At 45.5% G+C, this 21,654-nt stretch carries 14 protein-coding genes; 3 read left to right on the plus strand and 11 right to left on the minus strand.

The features are described from left to right. Positions 1-7 precede the first annotated feature (7 nt). Together H8K33_RS11220 and H8K33_RS11225 are read left to right on the plus strand one after the other, a co-directional pair. Positions 8-895 carry an ABC transporter ATP-binding protein gene (locus tag H8K33_RS11220; protein WP_186891126.1) on the plus strand — a complete coding sequence of 296 codons (888 nt, stop codon included), beginning with the start codon at positions 8-10 and terminating at the stop codon, positions 893-895. Continuing rightward, positions 888-4,436: a M1 family aminopeptidase gene (locus H8K33_RS11225; protein WP_186891127.1), complete on the plus strand. Its 3,549-nt coding sequence runs from the start codon at positions 888-890 to the stop codon at positions 4,434-4,436. The genes H8K33_RS11220 and H8K33_RS11225 overlap by 8 nt, the downstream gene beginning before the upstream one ends. A 235-nt stretch (positions 4,437-4,671) precedes the next feature. Here H8K33_RS11225 and H8K33_RS11230 read toward each other — a convergent pair whose 3' ends face one another. The 11 genes from H8K33_RS11230 to H8K33_RS11280 form a co-directional block, all read right to left on the minus strand. Beyond that, on the minus strand, positions 4,672-5,730 hold the full coding sequence (locus tag H8K33_RS11230; RefSeq protein WP_186891128.1) for a sugar phosphate isomerase/epimerase family protein: 1,059 nt from the start codon (positions 5,728-5,730) through the stop codon (positions 4,672-4,674). A gap of 111 nt (positions 5,731-5,841) precedes the next feature. Next, positions 5,842-6,999 carry a Gfo/Idh/MocA family protein gene (locus H8K33_RS11235; protein WP_186891129.1) on the minus strand — a complete coding sequence of 386 codons (1,158 nt, stop codon included), beginning with the start codon at positions 6,997-6,999 and terminating at the stop codon, positions 5,842-5,844. 26 nt (positions 7,000-7,025) lie between these two features. Next, entirely contained in the window at positions 7,026-7,907 is an 882-nt protein-coding gene (locus H8K33_RS11240; protein ID WP_186891130.1) for a hydroxypyruvate isomerase family protein, read from the minus strand. Between the two features lie 71 nt (positions 7,908-7,978). Continuing rightward, positions 7,979-8,638 (minus strand): gluconate 2-dehydrogenase subunit 3 family protein, encoded by a 660-nt coding sequence (locus tag H8K33_RS11245; protein WP_222613388.1) that lies wholly within the window; start codon positions 8,636-8,638, stop codon positions 7,979-7,981. Positions 8,639-8,684: 46 nt separating this feature from the next. Beyond that, positions 8,685-10,364 carry a GMC oxidoreductase gene (locus H8K33_RS11250; protein WP_186891132.1) on the minus strand — a complete coding sequence of 560 codons (1,680 nt, stop codon included), beginning with the start codon at positions 10,362-10,364 and terminating at the stop codon, positions 8,685-8,687. A 52-nt stretch (positions 10,365-10,416) separates the two neighbouring features. Next, on the minus strand, positions 10,417-12,036 hold the full coding sequence (locus H8K33_RS11255; protein WP_222613389.1) for a 3-keto-alpha-glucoside-1,2-lyase-like domain-containing protein: 1,620 nt from the start codon (positions 12,034-12,036) through the stop codon (positions 10,417-10,419). Between the two features lie 45 nt (positions 12,037-12,081). Further along, entirely contained in the window at positions 12,082-12,831 is a 750-nt protein-coding gene (locus tag H8K33_RS11260; protein WP_186891133.1) for an AraC family transcriptional regulator, read from the minus strand. A gap of 48 nt (positions 12,832-12,879) precedes the next feature. Beyond that, entirely contained in the window at positions 12,880-14,175 is a 1,296-nt protein-coding gene (locus tag H8K33_RS11265; RefSeq protein ID WP_186891134.1) for an MFS transporter, read from the minus strand. Positions 14,176-14,638: 463 nt separating this feature from the next. Further along, positions 14,639-16,027: a Gfo/Idh/MocA family protein gene (locus tag H8K33_RS11270; RefSeq protein ID WP_186891135.1), complete on the minus strand. Its 1,389-nt coding sequence runs from the start codon at positions 16,025-16,027 to the stop codon at positions 14,639-14,641. A 412-nt stretch (positions 16,028-16,439) separates the two neighbouring features. Further along, a complete protein-coding gene (gene ssb, locus H8K33_RS11275; RefSeq protein ID WP_186891136.1) occupies positions 16,440-16,949 on the minus strand; it encodes a single-stranded DNA-binding protein in 510 nt (169 codons plus the stop codon). A 118-nt stretch (positions 16,950-17,067) separates the two neighbouring features. Next, positions 17,068-18,315 carry an MFS transporter gene (locus H8K33_RS11280; protein WP_246443527.1) on the minus strand — a complete coding sequence of 416 codons (1,248 nt, stop codon included), beginning with the start codon at positions 18,313-18,315 and terminating at the stop codon, positions 17,068-17,070. Positions 18,316-18,685: 370 nt separating this feature from the next. Between H8K33_RS11280 and uvrA the strand changes: the two genes are divergently transcribed. Continuing rightward, positions 18,686-21,553 carry an excinuclease ABC subunit UvrA gene (uvrA, locus tag H8K33_RS11285; RefSeq protein WP_186891346.1) on the plus strand — a complete coding sequence of 956 codons (2,868 nt, stop codon included), beginning with the start codon at positions 18,686-18,688 and terminating at the stop codon, positions 21,551-21,553. Positions 21,554-21,654: the final 101 nt, after the last annotated feature.

The raw sequence follows: 21,654 nt of genomic DNA on the forward strand, positions 1-21,654 counted from the left end.
GGTAACTATGCTAACCATACGCAATCTTTCTAAAACCTATGACAACGGCGTGCATGCGCTTAAATCCATTTCCTTAGATATCGAACCGGGATTATTTGGTCTGCTTGGCCCCAATGGCGCGGGTAAATCATCCTTGATGCGCACCATCGCGACTTTGCAAAAAGCTTCGCATGGCCAAATTAGTTTTGATAACAAGGATGTGATTCAAAACCCCAACATCTTACGCAGTTGCTTAGGTTATTTACCGCAAGAATTTGGGGTCTATCCTAAAGTATCTTGTTATGACTTACTTGATCACATCGCCTTACTGAAAGGCGTGGTAGATCATAAAGCGCGCAAAGCGCAAATTGAACAGTTGCTACATCAAACCAATTTGTATGAGGTGCGCAAAAAAGATGTGAGTTCGTATTCAGGCGGTATGCGTCAACGCTTTGGGATTGCGCAGGCCTTACTTGGTTCGCCGCGCTTGATTATTGTGGATGAACCGACCGCCGGGCTTGATCCACAGGAGCGTAATCGCTTCCACAATTTATTGTGCGAAATCAGTGAAAACGTCATCGTCATCCTTTCCACCCATATCGTCGAAGATGTCAGCCAATTGTGTCCTAACATGGCGATCTTGATTGATGGTGCAGTGTGTTTACAAGGCAAGCCAGCACATCTCATTCAAGAAATGGATGGCAGCATCTGGAGCAAGATGCTACCGCGCAATCAAACTGCACAGTACAAAGAAAACTTCAACGTCATCTCTGAGCGTCTAGTCACCGGGCAAACACAGATCGTGATACAAAGTGAGTTCCAACCAGAAATCGGTTTCGAACTGATTTCTGCCAGTTTAGAAGATGTGTATTTTGCGACCTTGAAAAAATTTGAAAAGGGAGCGCAACATGCTTAATCGCTTAGTCCTATTCGAATTAAAACTGTATCTTAAACAGGCGGGATTCTGGCTCGGCATTTTATTGTTTTGCGCATTGGCTTCGCTCATCACGACCCAGCGCGGCTCGGCTTTTTTGTACGCAAACTCCTCCTACGCGATTACCCAAACGCTACTTTTTATCTCGCCTAATATTATTTTTCTGGTGTGTGCCTTAGCAACACCCGTATTGCTGCGTGACAGTCAATATAAAACCGAGTCCATGATATTCACCACGCCGCTCGACAAGTTTCACTACATGATGAGCCGCTTTTTGGGACTATTCTTTGCGGCGCTACTAGTGATGTTTGCGATGTTGCTCGCCATGATAGTGACGAGCTTCTTTTTAGACGCCAAGCAAATAGGCCCATTCAGGCCGCATTACTATTTATCCAGCTTTGCCATCTTTATCATGCCTAGCGTTTTGCTATGCACGTCTATCATTTTTGCCACCGCAATTTTTACCAAGAATATGTTAGCGGTCTATGTGGCTGCGATTGTTGTGTACGTGTTGTACGTGATCGCTTCCGTATTAGGTAACTCTCCTTTGTTAGCCAGATCTTCACCACTCACCAGTGGCAATTATGGATTTTCTGCCTTGTTGGAGCCTTACGGCTTGATCGCCTACTTTGAGCAATCCGCATATTGGGTAAACACACAAAGAAATCAGATGGAACCGCAACTCTCTGGCAGCTTATTGAGTAATCGTTTGCTGTGGATCGCGATCAGCCTATCGATGTTCGCTTATACCTATCAACGATTCACATTCAAATTACAAGAAGAACGTTCTAAAAAAGTGGAATTAGAAACGACCACCTCTGGATTAAAGATTCAGCCTTATCAAGCGGTCGTCCCCAACCATCAGTTTGAGGATTTCCATATCGATATTTGGTTTTCAAAACTCAAAATAGAATATGCAAGCTTGGCCAGAGCGAAAGTCTTTTGGGTATTAATGATATTGACGATAGTTTTTACAGCGGTCCATCTGACGGTGGAAATGTTGACAGGCCCCATCAATGGCGCCCAGCCTTATTATGCGTCGAGCGAATTAATCTTAGAATCGCTGTTGGATCCCTTCATCATCTTCGGGAAATTGGTCGCCGTCATCTATGCCGTTGAATTATATTGGAATGACAGAGCGGTCAATGCGTATGCGATTATTGATGCAACACCGACCAGCAACTTTACTTTCTTTCTCGCGAAACTCAGCAATGTCCTAGCGATTCTCTTTAGTCTGATCACAGCGAGCATGTTGACCGCGATTGTCTTTCAATTGCTGCGTGGCATAACAGACTTCAATTTCTCCGCCTATGCCCTGCTTTACTATTACGCAGGTGTACCAATTCTGTCGGTGGCTTTATTGAGTTTGCTTTTGCAGTGTTTTGCGAAACACAAAGCAGTCGGATTTTTGCTTGCCATCGGTGTCTTCAGTCTCGATATTTTATGGAAGGCACTAAACGTCAAGCATCCTTTGCTGGTATTCGCCTACAGTCCGAAGTTTTATTTCTCCGAAATGGCAAACACAATTTATCACCACGAGGCTTTCCATTGGTACAGCTTCTACTGGCTATCATTAGGTGCCATCTTTGGCCTGCTGGCGGTGCAATTTTGGCGCAGGGGTGAGCACTTGATTGCCACATCATGGACGCGCAGTAGTAAAGGTTGGTTAGCTAGTTTTGTGATGTGTTTTATTGCTTCAGGTAGCTACGTTTTTTATCAGACCAATGTATTCAATACCTACATCAACGCGAAAGACAAATTGGCGTGGATGGAACAGTACGAGAAACAATACGGTCAATATAAGGATTTGCCGCAACCGACCATCACTAGCGTCAACTTTCAGGTGGATATAGAACCGGAACAACGCTTATATCAGGCCAAGGCTCAGCTCCAAATCACGAATCAAAGCGCGCAGCCTATTAGCAAAATTTTAGTCAATGTACTCAAGCAACCACACCTACAACAGAGTATGCAGATCAAAGGTGCAAAACTGATTTCTTATGATGCTACATATCAAAGCTATTGGTTTGCGCTGGAACCCGCGATGCAAGCAAACGAGACACGAGATGTGGAGTTATCCTTGGCGGTCACACACAATGCTTTTGCTAAATTAGATGGTGAACATTGGGTGACCAAAGGTGGCAGTTATATTGAATTGGAAGATGTGTTGCCACAGTTTGGTTTCGATTCACGCTATATGATCAGCGATGAACAAGAGCGTAAAAGCCGTGGCTTAGCGTCTTCTAAATTGGCGATTCCTAGTGAGCGCGATCAACTTGCAAAAGAAGATCGTGCGCATTTTGAAGCCACACTGTCGACACCGCTTACCAGCCGCCAAACGATGGTGACGGTCGGCCAATTACAGCGGCAATGGCAGCAAGAGGGGCGTCAATTTTTCCACTACAAAGCATCGCATAAAGTCGCATTGCAATTGGCAATGATCTCGGCGCAATTTGCCATAAAAGAAGCGCGGCATAATGGTGTGGATATTCGCCTTTATCGCAGTCCTAAACATGATAAAGATGACGCCTTGGTACTGGATGCCTTGACTAAAACAATGGATTATTTTGCGACGCATTTACAAGCGTATCCTGATAAGCAGTTCACCGTGGTGGAATTACCGTACTTTGCTAAAACGCAATCATTTGGTAGCGCGCAACCCGGCATGTATCTGGGTGTGGAAAATCGCTTCTTTAACTTAGATAATCGAGGCGCTGAAAAGAACCCTTTATTAAATGGCGTCTCGCACGAATTTGCGCATCAATTTTGGGGATTTGCGATTGATCCGAATCACCTTGGCGGCTATTCCATGTTGACGGAAGTGTTGAGCAAATACATAGAACTCGTCATGATGAACAAGCTCTACGGCGAGACGGCAAACTTGGAGGCGATACATCAGGCAATCGACCGTTACTTACGCTTACGTCCCTATAGCCAAAACACCGAACGTCCTTTGTTTAGTGTTGGTATGGAACCGCATATTTATTACAACAAAGGCCAGCATAGTATGCACGCGTTAATGGGCTTGATTGGCGAAGAGAAAATCAATATCGCGCTACGTAATTTACTCACAGATTTCGCGTATCCACGTAAGCCAACTTCTTTGGACTTATTGAATCTGTTTTATCAACAAGCCGATGCTGCGCAGAAGAAGGTGATTGATGATTTATTCAAGCGCGTCGTATTTCATGATTTCACGGTACATAATGCAAAATCGGTGCAATTGGCAAATGGTGAATACGAGACGACTATTGATCTCCGTACGCTCAAATTTGTCGTGAACCAAGCCAATAATCTTGAAGAGAAAGAACGCATTGATGAAGAAATCGAAGTCGCGCTGTTTACCAATTTCCCAGCCGAAAAACAAGCGGACAGAATTTTGCTAACGAAAAACCTATTCACACAAGATCGCAGCGTTCTCAAACTTCGTAGCTCTGAACGTCCGCAGTATACTCAGATCGATCCAAGACGACTGCGTATCGACCGGACACCGGGGGATAATTTGTTCAAGATTGAAAAATAACCTGGCTGAAACCTAAAAATAAGGTCACCGAACATTTTGTAATATTGAAGGAGCAAAGGCCTATAAGTCGACGACTTGTAGGCCTTTGTCTATTTATATCTAATAAAGTGACTTCTGCGCAAACCGACAAGCAAAAGATGCAAATTGAATTGTAGGATCCTTGCTAATGGCTACGCTTATTGATGGTGAACCGCGCTGAATATCAATACACAAGGTAAAACGTACCGCATTGCGATCACTCAGCAATACCAATTAACTTTCGCAATGCGACTGCATCCACCGCACTCGCAGCAAAATCATCGAACGCACGCTTGGCCGTCGGAATAATGTGGCGTTTAATAAATTCTGCACCTTCGCGTGCGCCAGTCTCACTATCTTTCAGACAGCATTCCCATTCCAGTACTGCCCAACCACTGTAATCGTACTGGGCCAATTTACTGAAGATGGCAGTGAAATCAACCTGGCCATCACCCACGCTACGGAAACGGCCTGCTCTTTCCAACCAAGGGGCGTAGCCGCCATAAACACCACATTTGCCGGTAGGATTGAACTCGGCGTCCTTGACGTGGAACATACGAATGCGCTCGTGATAGATGTCGATGAAATCGAGATAATTCAGTTGCTGCAGAACGAAATGACTTGGGTCATACAACATATGACAACGCTCATGTTGACCAACTGCGTCTAAAAAACGTTCAAAGCTCAAACCATCATGCAAATCTTCACCGGGATGAATTTCATAGCAGAGGTCGACACCGTTTTCTTGATAAATATCCAGTATCGGCTTCCAGCGTTTTGCTAATTCAGCGAATGCAAGTTCGACCAAGCCATTCGGACGTTGCGGCCACGGATACATATAAGGCCAAGCTAAAGCGCCAGAAAATGTTACGCTGGCATTCAATTTTAAGCGACGTGATGCCTGTGCCGCGAGTTTGAGCTGTTCGGTCGCCCACTGCGTTCTGGCGGCTGAATTGCCATGCACATGCGTTGGTGCGAAGCCGTCAAAAAGACTCTCGTAAGCAGGATGAACCGCTAAACACTGCCCTTGAAGATGCGTCGACAACTCGCTAATAACCAAACCATGTTCAGCAAGTTTGCCTGCTACTTCATCACAATAAATCTGGCTGATGGCAGCCTTATCTAGATCGAAAATATGGCCAACATTGCTCGGCATTTGTACTCCAACGAAGCCTTTGTCGGCCGCCCATTTAGCCAAACCATCGAGCGTGTTAAACGGTGCCTCACCGCGAATAAACTGCGCGAGAAAAATTGCTGGACCTTTGATGGTTTTCATAGATTCAATCTCATTTGAATTTTTAGTTTGGTTTTAATTTTAGTTTTAGTTGTAGTTTTATTTTTGATGTCATTAATACGGAACATCGTAAGCCTTGCCATTTCAGACTTATCAGGTTTTCAGCGAAACCCAAGTGCTATCTTGTGCAGATGAAGCAATGCAAGCTTCGATAAAACAAAGATCGAGATAGGCAGGGATAGCAATATGCTCAGCATTGCTATTGGCACCAACATGCGGCTTAACTGGTTCTGCGAGGATGTTTGCGAACTCCGTATACAACACAGCAAATGCTTCGAGATAGCCTTCTGGATGTCCAGCGGGAATCAGACTAATATCTCGGCTCGCCTGACTAATTTGATGGCGTGCTCTACTCAATATTTGCATAGCACCATCTAGCGTAGAAAAACTCAATTGATTGGGTTGTTCTTGACACCAATCCAACGATCCTTTATCACCAAAAATTTGCAGCCGCAAATGATTTTCCTTGCCAACCGCTACCTGACTACTTAGCAGACTGCCGCGTGCACCATTGGCATAGCGCATAAAGACTTGCGCATGGTCATCCAGCACTCTACCGCGCACGAATGAATGTAGGTCTGCCGCAATTTTGGTGGGTGTTATACCAGAAACGAAATGTGCCAAATTAAAAGCATGCACACCGATATCACCAAGGCAGCCAGCGGCACCTGCTTGCTTGGGATCAGTACGCCAGCTTGCTTGCTTTTGTCCAGACTGTTCGAGTGCTGTGGCTAACCAATCTTGACTATATTCGACTTGAACAATACGTATTTCACCGAGGTCACCGCATCGCACGCGTTCACGAGCTTCCCTTATCATTGGGTAACCTGTGTAGTTATAAGTGACAAATACATGCTTGCCAACACGTTCACTGATGGTAATCAGTTCACTTGTTTCAGCACTGGTCATGGTCAAAGGTTTATCACAGATAACATGAATGCCATGCTCTAAAAAACATTTCGCAATGGGGAAGTGCAAGTGATTCGGCGTGACGATAACTACAGCCGTGATGCCGTTTTCAATTGCTGCCTCGGCCTGTGCCATCGATTGAAAATCAGAATAACTACGATTTGCAGGAATTCCAATTTCTTCCGCACTGGCAGCGGCGCGCAGCGGATCAGAAGAAAAACACGCTGCTTCGAGTGAATACCGATCACTGATACGCATGGCGATTCTGTGTACATTACCAATGAACGCACCCTGCCCGCCGCCGACCATGCCGATACGAATTTTTTGTTTTGAATTGTTCATACGAATTGTCAGAGCTTGCTTTAAATTTAGACGTCACACAATAAAACAGCCCGCTTCAAAGAGCTGGCTTTTTCTTCAGGCGTAGTACCTGAGGGCGAAAATTCCTGCGCAACGTAACCTTGAAAACCGGTTGCGTGAATTGACTTCATAATCGCACGGTAATTTAGCTCCTGTCCCTCCGTAATTTCACCGCGTCCTGGGACTCCACCTGTGTGGTAATGCCCGATATAAGGTGTACATTTACGCAAACGGCGAATGATGTCGCCTTCATTGATTTGCACATGATAGATATCGAACAGCATCTTCATATTTGGCGAGTCAATCCGCTTACACAATTCGAATGCCCAATCGCTGCTATCGGCCATATAGTCGAGATGGTCAATTCTGCTATTGAGTATTTCCATGTGTAATACGACGCCATGTCGCTCCGCGTGAGACATAATTTTCTTCAATCCATCGACACAATTTTTTAAACCGACTTCATTGTCCATACCGCGTCGATTACCTGTGAAGCAGATCAGGTTTTTATAACCCGCTTTTGAGACTAACTCGATGTGTTCAAGATAGTTCTTGATGAGCGTTGGATGATATTGCGGGTCATTCCAACCTTTGGTCAAACCGATTTCCGCACCATTGCACATCGAAGAATCAATCTCGTGCATTTTCAAGATTGGCCAATCTTTTGGGCCAACTAAGTCCACAGCAGAAAAACCGATCGTTTTTACCAAACCACAGAGCTCCGGCAGGCTCAGATGCGAAAATGTCCATCGACAAACCGAATGACGTATATTGCCCTTTAACGAACCCATAGTTTGTGCCTTCGCCAGATGAAAGGCACTCGGTGCGAGCATTGCAATGGTGCCGAGTGAGAGTTGTTTTAACATGCTACGACGATCTAATGTGTACATAGATTTCTTTCTTTATTCAAAGCAAAAACAGCAACCACGCTAAAGCCCTACAATTTGTTTACCCGACGAGATTAAGCCCAGGCGCGCTGCCCTTTGACATAAGGTACATTGCCGTCATAACGACCTGGTACCGCCACATAACGTAAGGTTTTCGTTGCACCAGTTTCGGAGGTAAAGAAGCCTAATAAGGTCAGCTGTTTTACCATGGTGTAAAAATGCTTTGGCAGGCTTTCGAATTCTTTTTGCCGCGCAAAATCGTTGTCTTTATTTTCCGTATCGAGAGCGTGACGTCGTTCTTTATCTCTTTCGGATTGGCCGGCATTAAAGGTTTTGGCTTCTTTTTCCAAGCGCACTAACATTTCATGCTTTTGCTTAGCACTCATACTAAAGAAACTTTTTTGATATTGCTCCAAGCACAAACTCGGGAAGTTCTTCAGACCATCGACAAAGGCATCTTGTTGTGCTTTGGTGTAGCAATCACGCACCATTACCTCCATGAAGCGCCCTACCTTGGCGGCTTTAGCGCCAGGTGTATCCGTTTTAGGAATAATAGTTTCCGCTATTTCATCAAGTAAATTTATCTCGCGCGCAGTCAACCGGAAACGGATATCACTTGATCCAGCGGTATAAGATAAGCCCGTTCCTAGATTTAGAGCAAATGCTTCGCCACCAACCACTGCCATTCCCGTCATCGTAGCGACTAACTGCAAGAGTTCTCTTCGATTCATCATTTTCCTCTTAGATTTTTTTGCTTTCTTCTTCGGTAGGTATCAAGCGTTATAGATTTCCACGTTTAAGCTCATTCACGGCAAAATCGGCTGCACGTGCAGTCAACGCCATATACGTCAAGGAAGGATTAACACACGAACTTGAAGTCATGCATGCACCGTCGGTAACAAAAACGTTAGGCGCATCCCAGACTTGATTGTTTCCATTTAAAACTGAAGACTTGGGGTCGCGTCCCATGCGCGCTGTACCCATTTCATGGATACCTGATCCTACAGCGTAGCCATTGTCGTAGGTGTAAACATTCTTTAGACCTGCCGCAGTGAGCATTTCTTTCGCATCGTTCACCATATCGATACGCATACGTTTTTCATTGTCTTTCAGTTCGACGTCCATCGCCAAAACAGGCAAACCCCATTTATCTTTTTTGGTACGGTCGAGACTGATCTTATTCGAATGATCGGGCAGCATTTCGCCAAAGGCCGTGATATTGAAACCCCAATTCTCAGCCGGTACACTCATTGCTTCTTTCAACTCTTTACCAATCGTGAATTCAGCAATCTCAACGCCTCGTCCACGCCCCGCTCCACCTTGATAGCCAAAGCCACGCAGATAATCGCGCTTATCGTCATAGACATTACGGAAACGCGGAACATAAATACCTGTCGGGCGACGTCCAAAATCATACTTATCGCCAAAACCTTCCACCGTACCACCCGCGCCTAATTTGAAATGATGATCCATCACATTGTGACCGAGCTCGCCGCTACTACTACCTAAACCACCTTCCCACACATCGGTGGCTGAGTTCATCAGTACCCAAGTTGAGTTAAACGAAGATGCACAAACAAACACGATCTTGGACTTGAATTCATAGGTTTGATTGGTCTCTGCATCTAACACTTCAACACCACGTGCACGTTTCGTATTCTTGTCATAAAGAATTTGCGTCACAATAGAAAATGGACGCAAAGTCAAACGATTAGTCGCCATTGCCGCAGGCAAGGTTGAAGATTGCGTACTGAAATAGCCGCCAAACGGGCAGCCACGCCAGCACCGGTTGCGATACTGGCAGTTCACGCGATTTTGTAAAGGTTCGGTAATGTTTGCAGAGCGCCCAATAATCAAATGACGCTGACCTTTGTAAATTTCTTCCAACCGTTTCTTCACATGTTTCTCAGCGCAATTCAGTTCCATTGCGGGCATGAAGTGTCCATCGGGTAAAACATCCAAACCATCTCTACTACCTTGTATGCCTGCGAATTTCTCCACATAACTATACCAAGGCGCGAGATCGTCATAACGAATCGGCCAATCAACACCGATTCCTTCCTTGGCATTCGCTTCGAAATCCCAGCGGTTAAAGCGATAACTTTGACGTCCCCACATCAACGAACGACCACCTACCTGATAGCCACGGAACCAGTCAAATCGTTTTACTTCCGTGTAGGGGCTTTCACTGTCTTTCGCCCAAAAATCAAGTACCGTTTCATTCAAAGGATAATCACGTTTCAACACTGGATAGTCTTCGATCATCTTTTGTGTTCGACCACCACGATGAGGAAACTCCCAATTCTCTTTCATGGCGTTGACATAATCCTTCACGTGCTCCACATTGCGACCACGTTCCAGCAACAAAACGTTCAAGCCTTTTTCGGTTAACTCTTTGGCTGCCCAACCACCACTAATGCCAGAGCCAATCACAATCGCGTCATAAAAATTCTCGTCCATATTTTTCTTCTTAAAGTGTATTTCTCAATCTTTTTCGGGTTTCGTGTTTTGTTCAAAGACGGCGGATCTTCATGTTTCTAAAACTGACCGCATCACCATGATCCTGCAAACCAATATGCCCTTTTTTTGATTCGCCAAAACCTTGCATATTGCTGAATTTGCTTTTCTTAACTAAATCTTTCCAGGCGTCTGTCCATAAACGGGTATTCAAAACATGACGTCCATTCAGATAGAAATCCAATTCGCCGCGGTCACTCACAATATCGACGAGATTCCATTGTCCTGGAGCTAAGGCAACGGCCTCGGTTGCCTCAATCAAATCGTATAAATCCCCTGCGCGATGTTTGAAAATTTTTCCGTCGGCGTGACCATCATTGTCTAACACTTGCATTTCTAAGCCCGTGTTCCAGGCGTAAGGAAACTGTTTCGCATCTTCGTTCACATACAGGAAAATGCCACTGTTACCGTTCTTCTGCAGCTTCCATTCCAATTGCAAATGGAAATGATCAAATTGTTCATCGGTGACAATATCGCCACCTCCAGAGGTTTGCCATCCATCTTTTTTACTAACATCTAATTGCAATTCGCCTTGATAGATTTTCCAGGCGCTTCCAACTGACGCTTTACCATAAGCGTGCCAACCTTGGGTGCTCTTGCCGTCAAACAGAAGTTTCCAACCATTGGCCTGCTCACTTGGTGTTAGCGCATTGTGAGGGCGAGCAGCACCTGCTTTTCGTGCCGCGATAACAGCTTTCAATCCACGTAAAGATTGTTCTACACTTTGCATCGGGCTTAATCCATTTGGGTACTCTTCCTGTTCAACCACTATCCATTCGGTACCACCAACCTGAACATTCGCCTGATACAAAGCGTCCCAATCAATATTGTCTTGTCCGATGATGGTCGTATAAAATTTCCCACCATCGGTCTGAGCGGACTTCACCGGCAATTTGCTTTTATAGTGTGTCGTCAAGGTACGACCGGGATAACGCTTAACAAACAAAACAGGATCTTTACCTGCGTAACTCGTCCAGCCAACGTCTTGCTGCAAAATGACCTCATGTGGCGTATTTTTTGCAATAGCATCCCAATACGTTTGACCTTCAAAGGTGTTCATTTCGACGCTATGGTTATGGAAACCAATTCGCATGCCGAATGGCCTTAACTGTTTAGACAGTGAACTTAAATCCTGCGCTAATAATTTCACACCGACAGGATCGCCCGCGCGCGCATCGCTTGGCACGATGAGCTTAGTGCATCCAATATCTTGATAAAACTTAACGACCTTGGCGAAGCTATCTGGCTTTAGCTGTGCGATAGCAACATGCGCACCCGATACTTGTAAACCGGTTTTATCCAAAAATCGTTTCAAACCTGGCGCATCATTTTTATAGAGGCCAAAATCTCCCGCGAATTCGACACCTTGGAATCCCATCGCAGCAAGCTTCTTTAGTGTGCCTTCAAAATCTTTACTAACATCTTCTTTTACAGACCACAGTTGCACACTCAGTTGAGGGAACTGAGTGGACTTAACTGCATTCTGACTGCTTACGGGCTGACTATTTGCAGTCTGACTTGTTTGCCGGGCATGAACGATGCTGGGACTCAATAGGCTCAAACTCAACAACATACCCACTCCCAAGTAGCTAATTTTGTGAAACGAATTTTTCAATTTTTGTCTCCAACTAAATGTCTATCTTTTGTTGATTTTCCTAAATTACGAAGCCACTTTCGTTTGTTCTGCTAGTAACGAGAATTGTCGTGGTGTCATACCAATCACTGCACGAAACTCTTTAGTAAAATAGCTTTGATCGCAAAATCCCGTTTCAGAAAACGCTTTCTTAATGCCATATCCCGTCGCTAATAATTTACAAGCTTGGTGAATGCGTAAGTGCTTGATGTACTGTATTGGCGTTTGCGAAAAATGTTTTTTGAATTTGCGTTCAAAGGTGCTTAAAGACATGCACGCCAGTTCCGCCAGATCAGCAATATTGATGTCATTCATATACTCGCGTTGCATGTACTCGATACTCGATTTAAAGACCTGAAATGGTTCAATAATATTTTGCGACCGCTCTGCATCTCGACTAAAACCCTCCACTCCAACGATCACGCCTTTGCGGTTCCTAATCGGCGTTTTAGTCGTAAACAACCAAAACAATTTACCGTTCACACCGACCACGACCTCAAATTTGTCTTTGACCACAAGTGTCCCTGCCATCACAGCGAGATCGTCTTCACGAATACGACTGGCAACATCGTGACTCAAGAAATCAAAATCAGTTTTACCGATGACATCTTCGGCACTTTCCAAATCAAATTTTTCTTGCAGAAGTTTGTTGGCACAAACGAATTGCCCATTGCAATTTTTTGCAAAATAGAACGTATCGGAAAGTAGATCGAAGATGGCATAGGGTGACGAGATGCCGTGCTTCGCATAAAAATTCTTAACATCCATTGCCGTCATTGAATATCACAATCTGAAGTGAGAAATTTATCCGTCGCGAAGCGTAGCCTATGCAGCCATTTTCTTGCTCTGGTGACGATCGTGCAACCAGATCGCCGCAAAAATTGGCAACAAAATTAGGGGCACCATCGCGATAGCTTGAAAGGATTCTCTTGACGCGATTTGGATGACTTGGGCGGATTGCTCTGCAGTTAATGTAGCCAGTTTTTCAGCGCCACCGGCTGCGAGATTTTTTGCTTCATCGAAAATTTTCCCAAGCGCCGGCAATAGAAACTGTATCGCCATACCCCCAGTAAATCCCATCAAACCCAACGCCAAGGCACCACCACGAACAAAGCGTTCAGAGACAACCGCCAACATCGTCGGCCACATAAAACAAACGCCAGCACCCCAAATTGTGGCTGCCAGTAAAGCGGTCACTGGACTATTTGCGCGGCTGAGTGCGAACAAGCCTATCGCTGCCAACAAACTACTCACCCACAACAAACCGATGCTGGATAACCGATGCGCAATCGGACCTGCAAAATGACGCATTACAAACATGAGGGTGCTAACATAGATCAGAATGAAAATGCCACTCATTCCAACGGTATGACTCAAAGTAAGATCAACCCACTGACCGGGAGCGAGTTCGCTTGAGGTCGTCAACCACATGCAGCATAAGAAGACCAAAAATTGCGGACGACGATACAGTTCACGACACATGTCTGCATAAGAAACACCCTGCGCAACACGCTCGGTGACGGGAAAAACTTGACCACGCACTAGCATGATAATTGCGAAGGCTGGCAAGCAAAGCACCACCAAATTTGTTTGCCAAGGCAATCCAAAAGCTTTGACTGCAATACTGAATAATCCGCCAAACACAATGCCCGCTGGCCACCAGGCATGCAAGATGTTGAGGCGCTTAATCTTGTTATCAGGATCGATACTGACGACCAATGGATTCACTGCACCTTCGACGCCTCCCCATCCTAAGCCGGTCAACATTAAACCAATCAAGACGATGGTATAACTGCTCGCATCGACTGGGCGGATCGAAGCCCACAACACCAGTAAGCTTCCGACCAAGTTGCTCAAGGCAGAGAAAACCAAAATACGTTTGGAGCCCAAAATATCGACCAATGAGCTCCCGATGAGTAGTGTGAAAGCGAAACCAAGAAAGGTCATACCTAATGCCTGACCGACCATGGTTGCTGACTGTGCAGCATCAATCACATTGAAGATTTTCACACGCAAATCATCTGCTATTGCGGCGCGCACGGCGAAGCCTAAACCGATCGTAAAAATCGCCAAGTTCGAAGTAAACAACAAACGTGCATTGAAATTAGCTTTTGTCTCCATTTGCTTTCCTTTTTTTAATGTATTGGAAATGCTTTATTTTTTGCATCGCGCCAAAACTTGCCTGCAAATTAGGCTTGCAAATGAGACTTAATAAAATAAATTCAGTTCACTCACGCCGACTTTACAACAGCATATTTTTATTACGATGTCGCGGACATAGTAGCAAGCAAAATGACGAAGCACTATGGATAAATCCGCAAAAAATATAAGAAAATCGGCAAATAGGCATTTTTCATAGAAGTGATAAGACGACACAATGGTGCATTTTCTCCAAGCTTGCAGCACATCCTCGCTTCAATTCTTTGCAAGTTCAAAAACTAAGATTGTTGATCACCAAAACAAACGATCCATTGTGCGCCACGGCATTTTTTCATTGAAATAAAATGTCGAGCTCTCCGAATCAAGGGGAGGTGACTTCGCTTTTCTTAAAACCAAATTAAGCCATGTTTATGATGGCGCGCAACTAGATTTTTACCTCCATTACGCGGCCATTCTTACGACTACTCTCCGCCATAAAACCCATAATGTGGCTTTCGATCGACTCATCAATAGTTGAAGTCAATAGCGCTGGATTTTGCTGAGCAACCGCCTGTACAAAATCTTTGACGAGTAACCAATCACCACCGCCATGACCACTGTTTTTGTATCCGGCAACATCCTCGGCATCAGGAACAAATCGCATCTCTTTTTTGGTTCGGAAATCATGAACAACGAGCTCATTCATATCACCAACCATATCACCCATCGCACCCATCACTCGTGTACGTATTCCGTGATACGCGGTAAAGGCTTCCATAGAAAAACTGGCCGTGACGTTGTCACTGAACTGTATGCTCGATACGTAATGATCGGGTTGGTCGTTATCCATGCGATAGACACAGCGGCCATAATTACTAGTTTTAAGTCTCTCGAGCGCAGCAAGTTTGCGATCAGGAACATTTTCAGGAATGTCTAAAACATGCGATCTGCCAACGACGTCGACATACTCCTTAATAGCGGAATAAGGGCAAGAGCGTTCGACCAGACATCCATCGGTACAACGAGCAGTACTACCTGCTGGTGCATTTTCGCGGCGGAACCATTTTAGATTACCCATCGCGACAATTTTTTCAGCTTTTTTATCAATGACCCATTTCATGATATCGAGGTCATGGCAGGACTTCGCTAAAATAATCGGCGTAGTCTGTTTTGAGTTATGCCAGTTGCCACGCACGTAAGAGTGCGCCATATGGGTGTGTTCAATTGGCTCAAGATGCTGCATGCTAATGACTTCACCAATTGCGCCTTTGGCGATCAACTCTTTCATCTTGACGAAATACGGCGCGTATCGCAATACATGGCATACAGCGACAATTCGCCCAGTCTTTCTGGCCAAAGCCAAAATATTTCTACATTCTCTTTCCGTGGGCGCGATTGGTTTTTCCAGTAACACGTCGTAACCGAGACGCAAAGCTTGCATACAAGGCTCGTAGTGAAGATTGTCCGGCATCGAGATGATCACCGCATCTGCCATTTTTGGTTTTTTAAATACATCTTCCCAAGTATCGAATCGGTTCGCAGCCTCAATTTGATGTTTTTTTGCGTATTTCTCATTACGAAAAGCGACTGGTTCCGCGACGCCAATCACTTTAAGTTGCTCCGGAAATTGCGTCGCATAATTTCCATAAACATTTCCTCGACTTCCAGCACCACAAGTAATCACCGTGACAGGTTTGGATATGGGTTGGTGATTCGAATTTTCTCCAATCAGGTAACTATAAGTATTCTCTCCAACTCGCGCCAAAACATCCGTCGTGACAATGCCAGTTCCTAAACTTAAGCTGAGCGTTTTCAGTAAATTTCTACGATTCATTATGTTCACCTTTTTATTAAAATGAAGATGGATTGACTACAAACTCGATCGATTCCACTTTGCGCGTTAAGCAATCATCTTTCGGCAAATGTAAGGCTAACACCATTCGCTTCGATATTTTATAAATATATTTAATTTAAGTAAGGGAAATATTAACATCCGTTTTTTAGGATTCTTTGGTCTAAAATCTGCAAAACATGAAAGTATTTCGGCAATCAACTGTTTTATACGTTGATTAGAAGTTAGTGTCATCGGAGTTTAGCTACAAAGCATTTGTCCACGATTGATGATTTTGGTCTTCGAAAACAGCATAAGGAAGCTGGCAGTCGCGACATTGCATTTGCACCAAGAAAAATGGCCTATAAATCAGAGAGTTATAGGCCATTGTTTACTTATATTAACTTACCAGGTTTCAGAACGGAATATCGTCATCCATATCCGAGAAATTCGGTGCTGGACGCTGAGCCGGAGCTTGACGTGTTTGTTGCACCGGCGCGCTGTAGGCTTGCTGTTGCTGACGTGGCGCTGGAGCACCGCCGCCGTAGCCGTCATCATCCATAGGAGCACCGCCACCGCCGCCCATGCCTTGGCGACTGCCTAGCATTTTCATTTCATCGGCACGGATGTCAGTTGCGTATTTTTCTACGCCGTCTTTGTCGGTGTACTTACGTGTACGCAAGCTACCTTCGATGTAAACCTGTGAACCTTTTTTCAGATATTGACCAGCGATCTCTGCTAATTTGCCAAAGAAAGTCACGCGATGCCATTCGGTCGCTTCTTTCTTTTCACCGGTTTGTTTGTCTTTCCACGATTCTGTGGTTGCTACTGCAATGGTGGTCATTGCATCGCCACTTGGCATGTAGCGGGTTTCTGGATCACGGCCCAGATTGCCAATAATTAACACTTTATTCAAAGATGCCATATTCAATGTCTCCTACACTCAAAAATAATTTATCAACGTAACTCGCGTGTTTCAATAGATCAAAAATGTTTTCCCTACAGGAGGACAAATTTGCTTACTGCGTTTCTAAAAATCTTGGCTAGACCGCGTTGGCGATGTCGCTCGTATTTTCAGAATCCGGTTTGCTGGCGCGCTTAGGCAGTTCCGGCATCCGGCTTGCGATTATAAGCCAGATCAGGGATAAAACTGCAGTAAATATAAACACAGAACTGGCGCTGATATGTTGTTTCATCCAACCGCCAATGAAGCCGCCACAGGCTAAGCCTAATGCTTGCAAAGTGTTATATACACCAAGCGCCGCGCCCTTGGCGGAAGGTGGTGCGAGACGCGAAACCAAAGATGGCTGACTCGCTTCCAGAATATTAAACGCGAGGAAGAAGGCAAACAGCATCGCTATCAGCATCGTGGCGTTTTCCAAGAAGCCCCAAAAGCCCAATTGCACCAACATCAATAAGGCGATCGACCAGACAAAAACCTGCTTCATCTTGCCACTACGTTCACCGCGCATAATCGCTAGTAACATCACAAAGAAGGAACCAAACACAACTGGCAAATACACTTGCCAATGTTGATCCAACGGTAGGTGTGCGTATTGTACTAATGCCGAAGGAACCACAACAAACATGGCAACCTGACTCAAATGCAAAACAAAAACGCCTACATTTAAACGCATCAGCTCAGGATTTTTTAACACCTGCATGAACGGTACTTTAATCGTCGGCAGTGAAGGTGCATCTGGCGTAATCCAAGTCACAACGCCTATCGCCACAATCGCCATGATGGCAGTCAAAATAAATATGCCATCCATGCCTATGCGCTGATACAAGACAGGTGCTAACACTAGCGACAACGCAAAGCTGATGCCAATCGACCCGCCAACCATCGCCATCGCCTTGGTGCGATGTTCTTCCCGCGTGGTATCTGCCAACAAGGCGGTAATCGCCGCTGAAATTGCTCCAGCACCCTGCACTGCGCGCCCGATCAAAATGCCCATTACAGTATGCGACATCGCCGCGATCACAGCGCCGACAGCGAATAAAATCAACCCAATAATAATCACGGGCTTGCGACCATATTTATCCGAAGCTATACCGAACAGGATTTGCAAACAGGCTTGCGTCAGACCATAAATTCCCATTGCCATCCCGACCAAGGCAACATTGTCGCCATCCGGCAAGGTTTTGGCATGAATCGCGAAAATGGGCAGAATCAAAAACAAGCCAAACATGCGCAATGCAAAAATGGATGCCAAAGATGCGCCTGCGCGAATTTCGGAGGACGACATCTTATTTGAAACTGATGTGGAGGTGAGCGGTTGTGAGCTCATAGGTGTTGCGCTATTCATAAGACTAATACTGCAAAATTCAGGCAAAAACTGAGTGTCTGCATCCCTGACCATGATTCTCGGGACAATTTATGATGACACTCGCGCTTATTTTTGAAAACCCGTTATAGTATCAGGTTGCTCGCCTTTCATTTCGAAATGCGAACCAGAATTGCGTTTGTTCGGTTGACTGAGATTAAATCCTGTTCCAAAAAATGGGAAATATCGTGAATTGAATAAATATTCTTTTCTTTATAGCACTTAGAATCTTTTTAATCAGCAGAAATCCAGCAGGAATTGTTTCATGACCACTAGCAAAACTAAGAAATCCCTGAAGTCCGCGCCCGCAGAAATCGAATTCGATCTCGTGGACATGCCGCTCCCCAAAAAGGATGCGATCCGGGTTCGTGGTGCACGTACGCATAATCTGAAAAATATCAGCATAGACCTGCCACGCAATAAGCTGGTGGTGATTACCGGCTTATCAGGCTCGGGTAAATCCTCGCTGGCGTTTGATACCTTGTATGCGGAAGGCCAGCGACGCTATGTGGAATCACTGTCTGCGTATGCACGCCAGTTTTTGCAATTAATGGAAAAGCCCGATGTCGATTTGATCGAAGGCTTGTCGCCAGCGATTTCTATCGAGCAGAAAGCCACCTCACACAATCCGCGTTCAACGGTTGGTACCGTCACCGAAATTCACGATTACCTGCGTTTGCTGTACGCGCGTGTCGGCACACCGTACTGCCCCGATCATCCGGAAAATCCTTTAGCTGCACAATCGGTTTCACAAATGGTCGATGCCGTGTTAGCGATGCCGGAAGACAGCAAGCTAATGATTTTGGCTCCAGTAGTATCGAATCGCAAAGGCGAGCATGTCGATTTATTCGAGCAAATGCAGGCGCAGGGTTTTGTACGCTTCCGCGTGCAAAGCGGCACGCATGCCGCAAAGATTTATGATGTTGATGATTTGCCGAAACTCAAGAAAACTGAAAAGCATACGATTGATGTGGTCGTCGATCGCGTCAAAGTCAAAGCCGACATTAAGCAACGTCTGGCAGAATCATTTGAAACCTGCTTGCGTATTGCAGAAGGTCGTGCGCTGGTCGTTGATATGGATAGTGGACACGAACAATTATTCTCCAACAAATTTGCCTGCCCGACTTGCGGCTATAGCTTACAAGAACTAGAACCACGTCTGTTCTCATTCAATAATCCTATGGGCGCTTGCCCTGAATGCGACGGCCTCGGTCATATCGAATTCTTTGATCCAAAACGCATCGTCGCTTTCCCAAATTTATCTTTAGCGAGCGGCGCAGTCAAAGGCTGGGATAGACGCAATCAATTCTATTTCCAGATGTTGTCTAACCTGGCGGCTTTCTATGATTTTGATTTGGATCTGCCGTTTGAACAATTACCAGAAGCAGCACAGCAAGTCGTGCTTTATGGTTCGGGCAAACAAAGCATTCCTTTCACCTATGTGAATGAAAAAGGTCGCACTGTCGTCAAAGAACATACGTTCGAAGGTGTGGTCACCAATCTGCAAAGACGTTATCGCGAAACCGATTCGATGGCTGTCAAAGAAGAACTAGCAAAATTCATCAATGAAAAAGAATGTCCGTCTTGCCACGGTGCGCGATTGCGCGTTGAAGCCCGTTATGTGAAAGTCGGCAATGGCAAACAAGAGCGCGCGATTTATGAAATCAGTGCGATGCCTTTACGTGAAGGCATGGATTTTTTTGGCAAATTAAAACTCACAGGATCGAAGCGCGATATCGCGGATCGCATCATTAAAGAAATCAGCTCACGCCTGACGTTTTTAAACAATGTCGGCCTCGATTATTTATCACTGGATCGTAGTGCGGATACCTTGTCGGGTGGTGAAGCGCAGCGGATTCGTCTCGCTTCACAAATCGGCTCAGGCTTGACGGGTGTGATGTACGTTTTGGATGAACCTTCTATCGGTTTGCATCAACGCGATAATGACCGCTTGATCGGTACGCTCAAACATTTACGTGATATTGGTAATAGTGTTCTCGTGGTTGAGCATGATGAAGACGCGATCCGTTGCGCCGACTTTATTGTCGATATGGGACTCGGTGCTGGCGTACATGGTGGCGAAATTATCGCGCAAGGTTCTCTCAACGACATCATGCAAAGCAAGCGCTCTTTGACTGCGCAATATTTATCCGGCGCGTTGGAAATTGAAGTATCGAAAAAACGCACGGCCTTCAATCCCGAAAAACAATTTGTGATCGCTGGCGCGACTGGCAACAATCTGAAAAAAGTCACGATGAAGTTACCCGTCGGTTTACTGACTTGCGTGACAGGTGTTTCTGGCTCCGGCAAATCAACTTTGGTCAACGATACTTTATATCTGGCTGCCTCACGCCATCTGTACGGTTCACAAACCGAACCAGCCGCGTTTGAAAGCATCAGCGGCCTAGAACATTTCGATAAAGTCATCGCGGTTGATCAAGCGCCAATTGGTCGTACGCCACGCTCGAATCCAGCGACATACACTGGCTTGTTCACTCCGATTCGCGATTTGTTTGCGACTGTTCCCGTCGCCAAAGAACGTGGTTACAGCGCAGGTCGTTTCTCCTTCAACGTCAAAGGCGGACGCTGCGAAGCTTGTCAGGGCGATGGCGTGATTAAGGTTGAAATGCATTTCTTGCCGGACGTTTATGTGCCTTGCGACGTGTGCCACGGCAAACGCTACAACCGTGAAACTTTGGAAGTGCAATACAAAGGTAAGAACATCAACGAGATTCTGGCAATGACGGTCGAAGATGCGCATGAATTCTTCAAGCCTGTGCCTTTGATTGCACGTAAATTGCAAACCCTGCTGGATGTGGGTCTAGGTTATATCCGCCTCGGTCAAAGCGCCACCACGTTGTCGGGCGGCGAAGCGCAACGCGTGAAATTATCCTTGGAATTATCTAAGCGCGATACCGGTCGTACTTTGTATATTTTGGATGAGCCGACTACGGGCTTGCATTTCCACGATATCGCTTTGCTTTTGAAAGTTATTCACCGTCTGCGCGATCAAGGTAACACCGTGGTGATCATTGAACACAATCTGGACGTGATTAAAACAGCGGACTGGATTGTCGATATGGGACCCGAAGGTGGTGCCGGTGGTGGCCGCATTATCGCCAGTGGTACGCCGGAAGATGTGGCGGCGAATGAGCATAGTGTGACTGGGCATTATTTGTTGCCTTTGTTGAAGAAGAATTAAAAGCATTGCCGCAGAGGTGCGGAGTACGCAGAGAAATTCATCACAAAACTCAGCGTGTCCTGCGCTCATGTGGCAAGGCTTTTGAGCGATTTGAACGTAAT

The organism is Affinundibacterium amnicola, from assembly GCF_014284275.1.
Classification (GTDB): domain Bacteria; phylum Pseudomonadota; class Gammaproteobacteria; order Burkholderiales; family Burkholderiaceae_D; genus Undibacterium; species Undibacterium amnicola.